Origin of the sequence: Serratia sp. CY44782, from assembly GCF_052168715.1 — a bacterium.
GTDB classification, from domain to species: Bacteria; Pseudomonadota; Gammaproteobacteria; order Enterobacterales; family Enterobacteriaceae; genus Serratia; species Serratia nevei.
The window spans coordinates 1-11516 of sequence record NZ_JBJNME010000005.1 but is presented as its reverse complement, the minus strand read 5'-3'; the positions used below and the strand labels follow the sequence as shown (position 1 = coordinate 11516).

10 protein-coding genes are annotated in these 11516 nt (G+C 62.1%); 5 read left to right on the top strand and 5 right to left on the bottom strand.

Annotated elements, in window-relative coordinates:
• Position 1 precedes the first annotated feature (1 nt).
• The 3 genes from cydC (at position 2) to infA (ending at position 2820) form a co-directional block, all read left to right on the top strand.
• A complete protein-coding gene (cydC, locus tag ACJ8HT_RS10365) occupies positions 2 to 1741 on the top strand; it encodes a heme ABC transporter ATP-binding protein/permease CydC (protein WP_197652056.1) in 1740 nt (579 codons plus the stop codon).
• Between the two features lie 29 nt (positions 1742 to 1770).
• Positions 1771 to 2496 carry a leucyl/phenylalanyl-tRNA--protein transferase gene (gene aat, locus ACJ8HT_RS10360; RefSeq protein WP_110157607.1) on the top strand — a complete coding sequence of 242 codons (726 nt, stop codon included), beginning with the start codon at positions 1771 to 1773 and terminating at the stop codon, positions 2494 to 2496.
• 105 nt (positions 2497 to 2601) lie between these two features.
• A complete protein-coding gene (infA, locus tag ACJ8HT_RS10355) occupies positions 2602 to 2820 on the top strand; it encodes a translation initiation factor IF-1 (protein ID WP_002211347.1) in 219 nt (72 codons plus the stop codon).
• Between the two features lie 205 nt (positions 2821 to 3025).
• On the opposite strand, the gene clpA is transcribed toward infA, so the two are convergent.
• Positions 3026 to 5305: an ATP-dependent Clp protease ATP-binding subunit ClpA gene (clpA, locus tag ACJ8HT_RS10350; protein WP_004928343.1), complete on the bottom strand. Its 2280-nt coding sequence runs from the start codon at positions 5303 to 5305 to the stop codon at positions 3026 to 3028.
• Positions 5306 to 5332: 27 nt separating this feature from the next.
• Positions 5333 to 5653, bottom strand: coding sequence for an ATP-dependent Clp protease adapter ClpS (gene clpS, locus ACJ8HT_RS10345; protein WP_004928347.1), 321 nt, complete (start codon positions 5651 to 5653; stop codon positions 5333 to 5335).
• 356 nt (positions 5654 to 6009) lie between these two features.
• On the opposite strand from clpS, the gene cspD reads away from it, so the two are divergent.
• A complete protein-coding gene (gene cspD / locus ACJ8HT_RS10340) occupies positions 6010 to 6231 on the top strand; it encodes a cold shock-like protein CspD (protein ID WP_004928349.1) in 222 nt (73 codons plus the stop codon).
• An 87-nt stretch (positions 6232 to 6318) separates the two neighbouring features.
• Here cspD and macB read toward each other — a convergent pair whose 3' ends face one another.
• On the bottom strand, positions 6319 to 8265 hold the full coding sequence (gene macB / locus ACJ8HT_RS10335; RefSeq protein WP_197652057.1) for a macrolide ABC transporter ATP-binding protein/permease MacB: 1947 nt from the start codon (positions 8263 to 8265) through the stop codon (positions 6319 to 6321).
• Positions 8265 to 9380, bottom strand: coding sequence for a macrolide transporter subunit MacA (gene macA, locus ACJ8HT_RS10330; protein WP_060440293.1), 1116 nt, complete (start codon positions 9378 to 9380; stop codon positions 8265 to 8267). Before macA ends, macB begins: the two co-directional genes overlap by 1 nt.
• Before the next feature lie 194 nt (positions 9381 to 9574).
• Between macA and ACJ8HT_RS10325 the strand changes: the two genes are divergently transcribed.
• Positions 9575 to 10528 carry a VirK/YbjX family protein gene (locus ACJ8HT_RS10325; protein WP_049272985.1) on the top strand — a complete coding sequence of 318 codons (954 nt, stop codon included), beginning with the start codon at positions 9575 to 9577 and terminating at the stop codon, positions 10526 to 10528.
• Between the two features lie 14 nt (positions 10529 to 10542).
• Here ACJ8HT_RS10325 and ACJ8HT_RS10320 read toward each other — a convergent pair.
• The coding region (locus tag ACJ8HT_RS10320; protein WP_442520130.1) for a DUF2813 domain-containing protein at positions 10543 to 11516 on the bottom strand (974 nt) is incomplete at its 5' end.

The window sequence follows — 11516 nt, the reverse complement described above, 5'->3', positions numbered from 1 at the left end:
CATGCGCGTTTTGCTGCCGTTTTTGGCGTTGTATCGCCGCCATAGCCTGCTGATTAACCTGGGCATCCTGTTGGCGATCGTCACTCTGCTGGCCAGCATCGGCCTGCTGGCACTCTCCGGCTGGTTCCTGGCCGCCTCGTCGCTGGCCGGATTGGCGGGCCTGTTGACCTTCAACTACATGCTGCCGGCCGCCGGCGTGCGCGGCGCGGCAATCTTCCGCACCGCCGGGCGCTATGCCGAGCGAGTCGTCAGCCACGACGCCACCTTCCGCGTGCTGTCGCATCTGCGGGTGTTCACCTTCAGCAAGATCCTGCCGCTGACGCCGGGCGGCATCGCCCGCTTCCGCCAGGCCGACCTGCTCAACCGCCTGGTGGCGGACGTGGACACGCTGGATCATCTTTATCTGCGGGTGATCTCGCCGCTGATCAGCGCGGCGGTGGTGATCCTGGTGGTCACCTACGGCCTGAGCTGGCTCGATCCTGCGCTCGCCCTGACGCTGGGCGGCATTCTGTTACTGTTGCTGCTGCTGGTGCCGCCGGTGTTCTATCGCGCCGGTAAACCGATCGGCGGCCAGCTTACCGCCCTGCGCGGCCAATACCGAACCGACCTGACCGCCTGGCTGCAGGGGCAGGCCGAGCTGGTGGTGTTCGGTGCCGTCAACGACTTCCGCCAGACGCTAAACGCCACCGAACAGCGGTGGCAACGCCGCCAGTGGCAGCAGGCCTCGCTGAGCGGCAAGGCGCAGGCGCTGATGATCCTCGCCAGCGGGCTGACGGTGACGCTGCTGCTGTGGCTGACCGCCGCCGGCATCGGCGGCGATACCCAGCCCGGCGCGCTGATCGCGCTGTTTGTCTTCGCCGCGCTGGCGTCGTTCGAAGCGCTGATGCCGGTCGCCGGTGCCTTCCAGCATCTCGGCCAGGTGATCGCCTCCGCCACGCGGGTCAAACAGATCATCGATCGTCAGCCGGAGGTCACCTTCCCGGCCACCGGCCCGGCCGCCGCCGATCGCGCTCAGCTTAGCCTGCGGCAGCTGAGTTTCACCTACCCCGACCAGCCGCAGCCGGTGCTGCGCGACGTCACGCTCGAGGTCGCGGCCGGCGAACACATCGCCTTGCTCGGCCGCACCGGCTGCGGCAAGTCCACCCTGCTGCAGCTGCTGACCCGCGCCTGGCGCACCGACGGCGGCAACATTCTGCTCAACGGCGAACCGCTGGAGGATTATGATGAAACCACGCTGCGTCGGATGACCACGGTCGTCAGCCAGCGGGTGCATATCTTCAGCGATACGCTGCGGGAAAACCTGCGGCTGGCCGCGCCGGACGCCGACGACGCTCGCCTGAGCGAGGTGCTGCAGCAGGTGGGGCTCGGCAAATTGCTGGACAGCGACGGCGGGCTGAACGCCTGGCTGGGCGAAGGCGGCCGGCAGCTGTCCGGCGGCGAACAGCGCCGTCTGGGCATCGCCCGCGCGCTGCTGCACCCTGCCCCGCTGCTGCTGCTCGACGAACCGACCGAAGGGCTGGACGCCGAAACCGAGCAGCAGATCCTGGCGCTGCTGCGCCGGCATTGTCAGGGCAAAACGCTGATCCTGGTGACGCACCGTCTGTACGGCCTGGAGCATCTCGACCGCATTTGCGTGATGGACGACGGCCGGATTGTCGAACAGGGCGATCACGCCACCCTGATGCGCCGGCAGGGCCGCTATGCCCGCTTTCGCAACCGTATCAGCAACCTGGCGCCGTAATCGGCCCATAGAGGACGCAGAGAGCCTGTATGCGCATCGTTAAACTTTCCCCCCAGTCGCTGGCGTTTCCCTCGCCTGAGGGCGCCCTGCGCGACCCTAACGGCCTGCTGGCTATCGGCGGCGACCTGACGGCGCCGCGGCTGCTGGCGGCCTACGAGCGCGGCATTTTCCCCTGGTATTCGCCGGGGGAAGCGATTCTGTGGTGGTCGCCCGATCCGCGTGCGGTGCTGTTCCCGACAGAGTTTCATCTCAACCGCAGCCTGAAACGCTTTTTGCGCCACGATCCGTTTCGCATCACGCTCAATCACGACTTCGCCGCGGTGATCGCCGCCTGCGCCCACCGGCCGGATGAAGGCACCTGGATCGGCCCGGAGGTACAGCGCGCCTATCAGCATCTGCACCGCCTCGGCTATGCGCACTCGGTGGAGGTGTGGCAGGATGATCAACTGGTCGGCGGCATGTACGGCGTGGCGCAGGGCGCGTTGTTCTGCGGCGAATCGATGTTCAGCCGCGTCACCAACGCCTCAAAATGCGCATTGATGGCCTTTTGCCGCCATTTTGCCGCTTATGGCGGGGAATTGATTGACTGCCAGGTGCTGAACGCTCACACTGCCCGCCTTGGCGCGCGTGAAATTCCGCGCCGTCAATTTTTGCAGCAGCTCAGCACCCTTCAACGGCGGCCTTTGGCGCCGGCGTGCTGGGAGCCGCAAGTCATATCCCCACAGCCGGCTGAACCGCCCTCTCCAGTAAACTAATTGGTGGAAACGGTGCAATGTTCACCGACACATCTTTACATAATGGGGGTTTTTCGGCATTATCTTGCCGGTTAAAAACTAAGGTAGTTAGACCTAGAGGATTCGATGGCCAAAGAAGACAATATTGAAATGCAGGGCACCGTTCTTGATACGCTGCCGAACACCATGTTCCGCGTTGAATTGGAAAACGGGCACGTGGTAACCGCACACATCTCCGGTAAAATGCGTAAAAACTATATCCGCATCCTGACGGGCGACAAAGTCACTGTAGAGCTGACCCCGTACGACCTGAGCAAAGGCCGCATTGTCTTCCGTAGCCGTTAATCGGCTCACCGCGCGCCACACGCTGGCGGCATCGAGGATGTAATCCCTCGGGAGCCCTTTCCGTTTACCCCCGCAGCGACGTTACACAACGGGTTGCAGGTGCGCAGGTAAACTGAGAGGGCTCACTCGTTTCTGTTGTACGGTGAATCTCACCCATAAAAAAAGCGATGCCGAAGCATCGCTTTTTCTTTGCCTGTAGGCGGCCTTAATGCACCGCGCCCTCGTCCGCCTTGCGTTTGGCGGCGCTGAGGAAGTGGTAGGTCAGCTGTTTCTTGTCCTTGTCCAGCTCGACCTTCACGGAACCGCCGTCCACCAGCGAGCCGAACAGCAGTTCGTTGGCCAACGGTTTCTTCAGGTTCTCCTGCATGACGCGCGCCATCGGACGAGCCCCCATCGCACGGTCGTAGCCCTTCACCGACAGCCAGTCGCGCGCTTCGTCGCTCACTTCCAGCGAAACGCCCTTCGCATCCAGCTGCGCCTGCAGTTCGACGATGAACTTATCGACCACCTGCTGGATCACCTCGGTAGACAGATGGTTGAACCAGATGATGTTGTCCAGACGGTTGCGGAACTCCGGCGTAAACACCTTCTTGATCTCTTCCATCGCGTCGGTGCTGTTGTCCTGCTGCACCAGGCCGATCGACTTGCGTTCGGTTTCCCGCACCCCGGCGTTGGTGGTCATCACCAGGATCACGTTGCGGAAGTCCGCCTTGCGGCCGTTGTTGTCGGTCAGCGTCCCGTTGTCCATCACCTGCAGCAGCAGGTTGAACACGTCCGGATGCGCCTTCTCGATCTCATCGAGCAGCACCACCGCATGCGGATGCTTAATCACCGCATCGGTCAGCAGCCCGCCCTGATCGTAACCGACATAGCCCGGAGGCGCGCCGATCAGACGGCTGACGGTATGCCGCTCCATGTACTCGGACATGTCGAAACGCAGCAGCTCGATATCCATCGCCTTGGCCAACTGTACGGTGACCTCGGTTTTCCCGACCCCGGTCGGCCCGGCGAACAGGAAGGAACCGACCGGCTTGCGCTCGTGGCCCAGACCGGCGCGGCTCATCTTGATCGCCTCGGTCAACGCTTCGATCGCCTGATCCTGGCCGAACACCAGCATCTTCAAACGATCGCCCAGATTTCGCAGCACGTCGCGATCGCTGGCCGACACGGTTTTCTCCGGGATGCGAGCGATACGCGCCACCACGGATTCGATATCGGCCACGTTGACGGTTTTCTTGCGCTTGCTGGCCGGCATCAACCGGCTGCGGGCGCCCGCCTCGTCGATCACGTCGATCGCCTTGTCCGGCAGATGACGATCGTTGATGTATTTCACCGACAGCTCCACCGCGGCGCGGATCGCCTTGGCGGTATAACGCACGTCGTGGTGCGCTTCATACTTGGCCTTCAGGCCGTTGATGATCTGAACGGTCTCTTCCGCCGTCGGCTCGGTGATGTCGATCTTCTGGAAACGGCGCGCCAGGGCGCGATCCTTTTCGAAGATGTTGCTGAACTCCTGGTAGGTGGTCGAGCCGATCACCCGGATCTTGCCGCTCGACAGCAGCGGTTTGATCAGGTTGGCGGCATCCACCTGCCCACCGGAAGCCGCGCCGGCGCCGATGATGGTGTGAATTTCATCGATGAACAAAATGCTGTTCTGATCCTGTTCCAGCTGCTTGAGCAGCGCCTTGAAGCGCTTCTCGAAGTCGCCGCGGTATTTGGTGCCGGCCAGCAGTGAACCGATATCCAGCGAATACAGCGTGCAGTCCGCCATCACTTCCGGCACGTCACCCTGCACGATACGCCAGGCCAGCCCTTCGGCGATGGCGGTCTTGCCGACGCCGGATTCGCCAACCAGCAGCGGGTTGTTTTTACGACGGCGGCACAGCACCTGAATCGCGCGTTCCAGCTCACGATCGCGGCCGATCAACGGATCGATGCCGCCCACACGGGCCAACTGATTGAGGTTGGTGGTGAAGTTTTCCATACGGTCTTCCCCTCCGGACTGCTCTTCGTTCACCGGGTTTTCCGCATTCGGCGCTTGGCCCGGCTCGTCTTTACGCGTGCCATGTGAAATGAAGTTCACCACGTCGAGACGGCTGACGTCGTGTTTGCGCAGCAGATAGGCCGCCTGCGACTCCTGCTCGCTGAAGATGGCCACCAACACGTTGGCGCCGGACACTTCGCTGCGGCCGGAAGATTGCACATGGAAGACCGCGCGCTGCAACACGCGCTGAAAGCTGAGCGTCGGCTGAGTGTCGCGCTCCTCTTCGCCGGCGGGCAGCGTCGGTGTGGTTTGTTCGATGAAGGCTTCCAGCTCCTGGCGCAACGCGGCCAGATCCACCGTACATGCCTCAAGCGCTTCTCGCGCGGCAGGGTTGCTCAGCAACGCCAGCAACAGGTGCTCCACGGTCATAAACTCGTGTCTGTGCTCACGCGCCCTGGCGAACGCCATGTTGAGACTGAGTTCCAGTTCTTGATTGAGCATAAGCACCTCCCCAATAGATTGCCTTATTCAGGCTTTTTCCAGCGTACAAAGCAACGGATGCTCGTTCTCCCTTGCGTACCGGTTCACATGGACGACTTTGGTTTCCGCCACCTCGGCGGTAAAAACACCACAGATCGCCTTGCCTTGATAGTGGACCGTGAGCATCAGTTGCGTTGCGCGTTCAATATCATAAGAAAAGAACTTTTGCAGAACGTCAATCACAAATTCCATCGGTGTGTAATCGTCGTTGTTAAGTATAACTTTATACATAGACGGCGGTTTTACCGCATCGATTTGTTTTTCTTCGGCCAAGTGTTCAAAGTTTAGCCAGTCGTTGTTATTGCCCATCGCTGCTCATCTTCTCTGCTCTGCCCTCTTATATGGGGGCAGGTTTCGGTTATTCAAAGTGGGGGATAGTTACTATTTTATCATCTTCGGCTTCGTCCCGCCGCACTGTAACGTGCGCAAAAAAACGGGCCAATTGTGACTGAATCGTGGCAATAGCGTTACCTGCTTCAAACTTTGGTGAACTGCTCCCCGCCGACAAAAGCCGATCCCTTGACGGCCCGATCATTTGCTCTAGAGTGTAAATTCGTGGCTGGTGGTCTTTTAACCACCCTTTGTCCACGCTGCTACCCGCCCGCGGCGGGTGCGAAATCAGTTATTCATCTCACTTAAAATAGCGTTGCGAGGGATGTAAAAGCATGGAGACGGGTACTGTTAAATGGTTTAACAACGCCAAAGGTTTTGGCTTCATCTGCCCAGCCGGCGGTGGCGAAGATATTTTCGCGCATTATTCCACCATCAAGATGGATGGTTACAGAACGTTGAAGGCGGGCCAACAGGTCAGCTTCGACGTGCATCAAGGGCCAAAAGGGAACCATGCCAGCCTTATTGTGCCGGTGGAAAGCGAGGCGCTGTCCTAAACGCTTCCGGCAGCGTCGCGCTGCATCGACCGTGACTGCGATAAAAATGCCAGCCGCCGTGTGACTGGCATTTTTTATGCCTTTTACTTACTCGCGCGCCAGCGCATCGATCGGATTCAGCCGCGCGGCATTGCGCGCCGGCAGGTAGCCGAACACCACGCCGATGCCGGTGGAACACAGGAACGCGCTCAGCAACGCCGCCGGCGGGAAGCTGATCTGCCAGCCCGGCAATACCAACTGCACCACCAGGCCGATGGCGAACGACAGCGTAATCCCCAGCGCGCCCCCCACCAGGCAGACCAACACCGCCTCGATCAGGAACTGCTGCAACACGTCGCCGGAACGGGCGCCCACCGCCATGCGGATGCCGATCTCGCGCGTGCGTTCGGTCACCGACACCAGCATGATGTTCATCACGCCGATACCGCCGACCACCAGCGAAATCACCGCCACCAGCGTCAGGAACAGCTGCAGCGTGCGGGTGGTTTTCTCGGCGGTTTGCACCAGGCTGTCCATGTTATAGGTGAAGAAGTCCTTCTTGCCGTGGCGCAGCGTCAACAGGCGCGACAGCTGCTGTTCCGCTTCCTTGCTGTCGTAGCCGTCGCGGATGCGCACGGTGATCGAGTCAAAATAATTGTTGCCCATCAGCCGGTTGGCCATGGTGCTGTAAGGCACCCACACGTTCAGCGTCTTGCTGCTGCCGAACATCGACTGCTTCTCCTTGGCCACGCCGACCACCGTCGCCGGCATGTTGCCAACCAGGATCACCTCGCCCACCACGTTCTTCTGGTGCGGGAACAGCCGGCGCTGGGTATTGGCGTCGATCACTACCGTCTGCGCCTGCGACTGCACCTGCAGCGGATCGATGCCGACGCCCTGGGTAAAGCTCATGCCGTACACGCGGAAGAACTGCTCGCTGACGCCGTTGACGTTGGCCGCCGCGTCGACGTTGCCCAAGCGCAGCCGCATGCTGCTGCTGATGCTCGGCGACAGCGCGCTGATGTACGGCTGTTCGCGCAGCGCATCGAGATCGCCGTATTTCAACGATTGCCGGTAGGTCGGATCGTCATCGCCGAAGTCCTTGCCAGGATAAATATCGACGGTGTTGGTGCCGATGGATTTGATGTCCGCCAGCACCATCTGCTTGGCGGCGTCGCCGATCACCAGGATCGACACCACCGAGGCGATACCGATAATGATGCCGAGCATGGTCAGCGCGGTGCGCATCTTGTTGGCCGCCATCGCACGCCAGGCCATCACCAGCGCCTCGCGGAAACGGCCGCCCACCTGCCGCCAGGAAGCCGCCGCGGCGGCCAGCGCCAACGGCTTGGCCTGCGCATTCTTCTGCGGTGCCGGACGCGAATCGGCGATAATCTCGCCGTCGCGGATCTCGATGATCCGCTCCGCCTGGCGCGCTACCGCCGGATCGTGGGTCACCAGAATCACGGTGTGGCCCTGGGCGCACAGCTGTTTGAGGATCGCCATCACCTCTTCGCCGGAGTGGCTGTCGAGCGCGCCGGTCGGCTCATCCGCCAGGATCACCTGCCCGCCGTTCATCAGCGCGCGGGCGATACTGACGCGCTGCTGCTGGCCGCCGGAAAGCTGGCTCGGCCGGTAGTTGACGCGCTCCCCCAACCCCAGGCGCCGCAACAGCGCCACCGCCCGCTCGCGCCGCGCCGCTTTGCCCAGCCCCGCGTACACCGCCGGCACTTCGACGTTGTGCGCTGCGCTCAGGTGCGGCAGCAGATGATAGCGCTGAAAGATAAAGCCGAAATGCTCGCGCCGCAGCTGCGCCAGTGCATCGTCGCTCAGCGTCGCCACATCCTGCCCGGCCACCCGATACACGCCGGCGCTCGGCTTGTCCAGACAGCCGAGAATGTTCATCAGCGTCGATTTGCCGGAGCCGGAGGCCCCCATGATCGCCACCATTTCACCGGCTTCAATGCTCAGGCTGATCCCCTTCAGCACCTCCACCGTCTGCTCGCCGGAACGGTAGCTGCGGCGGATGCCGCTCAGCTGCAACAGCGCCGCCATCAGCCGGCCTCCACGCCGCCGCGGCTGACGATCACCTCATCGCCCGCCTCGAGGCCGCTGAGGATCTGCACGTCGATATTGTTGCGCAGGCCGATAGCCACCTCGCGCTTCTCTTCCTTGCCCTGTTTCAGCACCGAGACGTGGTAGCGATTGTCGGCGATCTGATCGCCCAGCGCCGCCAGCGGGATCACCAGCGCCTGCTCGACGCCGGCCAGCTGAATATGCACCTGCGCCGTCATTTGCAAGCGCAGCAACCTTTCCGGGTTGGGCACTTCGAAACGAGCGTAATAGAAGATGGCGTTGTTGACCTTTTCCGGCGTCGGCTGAATGTCTTTCAGCACGCCGTCGAAGCGCCGGGTCGGATCGCCCAGCACCGTGAACCAGGCCTTCTGACCCGGCTTGAGGTTAATGACGTCAGCCTCCGATACCTGCGCCTTCACCAGCATGGTGCCAAGATCCGCCAGCGTCAGAATGTTCGGCGCCTGCTGCGCCGCGATCACCGTCTGGCCCTGCAGCGTGGTGATCTGCACCACGTCGCCATCCATCGGCGCTTCGATGCGGGTATAGGCCAGGTTGATCTTGGCGGTATCCAGGCTGGCCTGGTTCCGCGCGATCTGCGCATTGATGGTGCCCACCTGCGCCTTCTTCACCGCCAGCTGCGTCGCCGCCTGATCCAGATCCTGGCGCGACACCGCCTGCAGCTTGGCCAACGCCTGGTTGCGCTGCAGCGTGACCGCCGCCAGCTGCTGTTCGGCCTGCGCCTGCAGCAGTTGCGCATGCAGTTCACGCAGCGTCGCCTCGCCTTCACGGATGCTGTTCTGCGCCTGTTGCGGATCGATAACCCCCAACAACTGGCCTTTCTTCACCTTGTCGCCGATCTCGACATACAGCTTTTCCAACTGCCCGCTGACCTGCGCGCCGACGTCGACCTTGCGCACCGCGTCCAGTTGGCCGGTCGCCAACACGTTCTGCTGCAGATCGCGCTGGGTGGCCTTTACCGTTTTGAAATCGGTTGGCGCCGGATGGCGAAAGTGCCAAACGGCCGCCGCGGCAAGCGCCGCAATGACCGCCAGAACGAGTATCCAGCGGCGTTTATGTCCTTTAAACCCTGTCAAAATTGACCTGCCTGTGCTTGTGAATATCAACCGCCCGTTGCGGCGGCGGAGCTAAATTAGCACGCACCGTAGGGAATAACTAAACCTTAGCTCAACACAATGTGGAGACACGCTTGGTTACAGTTCAGCATTGAACTCCCGTTTAGTGAAGCCTTGATGAAATAGCGCCATTCAATACAGCCAAGGATTTCATCATGTCACAGCTCAGCTACCCACTCGCCTCTGCCCGGCCGCTTAACGGCTGGCAACTGATGACGGCGCTGATCAATGGCGAAAAGGCACCGAGCAACGCCTGGAAAAAGCCCTCGTTTCGCCTGAAGTTTCTCGGCCGTTCGCTGCTCAACTGGCGCACTACCAGCGGCCTGCTCAGCACCCTGGCCAGCAACCCGCTGCTGGAGGAGATCCTGAGCGCGCAGCCGAACCTGCCGTGCAAACTGCATCGCCCGTATCTGGCGGCCAACATGAGCAAGATCGAATGCCTGTTCGCTCTGCGCGATCATTACGATCTTATCGCGCAACGCATGCCGCTAAAGATGCGCCTCGGCCACCTCGGCCCGCAGTCTTTCGTGCTGGCCAGCGCGATGGGCAAAAACGAAGCGCCGATCGCGCTGGAGCTGGCGGCGATCGACAAGCTGAATAAGGAAGGGGAAGCCACGCTGCTGCTGCGCAACGCCAACGGCGTGATGCTGGCGGAGATCACCTTTGCGCTGATGCATTATCAGCAGCAACCCACGCTGTTCATCGGCGGCCTGCAGGGCGCCAACCATGAGGTGCCGCACGCCGAGATCCAGCACACCACCAAAGAGTGTCACGGCCTGTTCCCCAAACGCCTGGTGCTGGAAGGCATCTGCACGCTGGCGCGGCACCTCGGTATCCGCCAGATCGTGGCGGTCGGCAACGCCACCCATATCTATCAAAACTGGCGTTACCAGAGTAAGAAGAAGGACAAACTGCACGCCGATTACGATCAGTTCTGGCTGTCGATGGGCGCCAAACCGCTCGACAGCGGCTATTTCCTGCTGCCCGAACGCATCGCTCGCAAGCCGATCGAAGAGATTGCCAGCAAGAAGCGCGCCGAGTATCGCCGCCGCTATCAGCTGCTGGACGAGCTGGAACAAGGATTGGCGGCGCATTTCTGCGCCCGATAACGCCCGGCTGGCCGTCAGTCCGCCCGGCCGCGCGCCAGCCAGATCACCCGTGAGAACATTTTCTTCAGCAGCGGCGGCACCGAGTCCGTGCCCCATTCGCCGGCCTGCATCGCGACCTCGATCGCCAGATCCGGCTTGGACGAGTGGTGAACCGCTTTCAGGATCACCTTGCGCACCGGCATCTGCGCGTTGAGCGGCACCGACGCCATCCGGTGATAGACCGGGCCGAACCCTTCGCGGAACATGAAGTGCTCCATGTCCGGCGCCGGCAGCGCGGTCAGCCGATCGCGCTCGTTGTCTTCATGATTGTCCAGCAGGCTGCGCACGGTATTGGCGTACTTTTTGCCCGCCTCGTCGCCGTCCACCAGCGCATGCCACTCGATGCCCATGCGGCGGGCAAAGCGCAGCAGCGGCTTCAGGCCGCACTGGGCGAATTCGATGACCCTCACCCCTTCCGCCTCGAAATGGTAGCCGCACTGGCGCGCCAGCTCGTTCAGCAGCCACACTTCGGTCTCGCCTTCCACCAGCAGCCAACAGCGGGCGAACAGCGACGACGGCCGGTTGAAACGGATGTGAAACGCGATGCGCCGCCCGTCTTCGGCGCTCAGCCCGCGCGGCCCGAGACGGTAGGTCGCGACCCGCCCCGACTCGCGCACCAGCCGGCAGACGTGCTCCACCGGCACCAGCGACACCAGTTCGCTGGAGTTGGTGGTGGTGATGCGCTGCAGCGGCAGCTGATTGAGCAGCCCCCAGGCCACCGACAGCATGATCGGGTGCAGGCGAGTTTCCGGGTCTTCCACCAGCAGCAGCGGCCGGGCATGCGGATCCAGCTTGACGTCGCCCTTGGCCTGCAGCAGGGTGGAAAACATCCCGAGCAGGATCAGGCGCATGCTGCGGCTGTTCGGTTCGGCCACCATGCGGTTGATGCCATCCAGCGCACGCCAGGCATCCTGCTCCGGTTCGCCGCCGCGGCGGGGGGGGGGGGGGG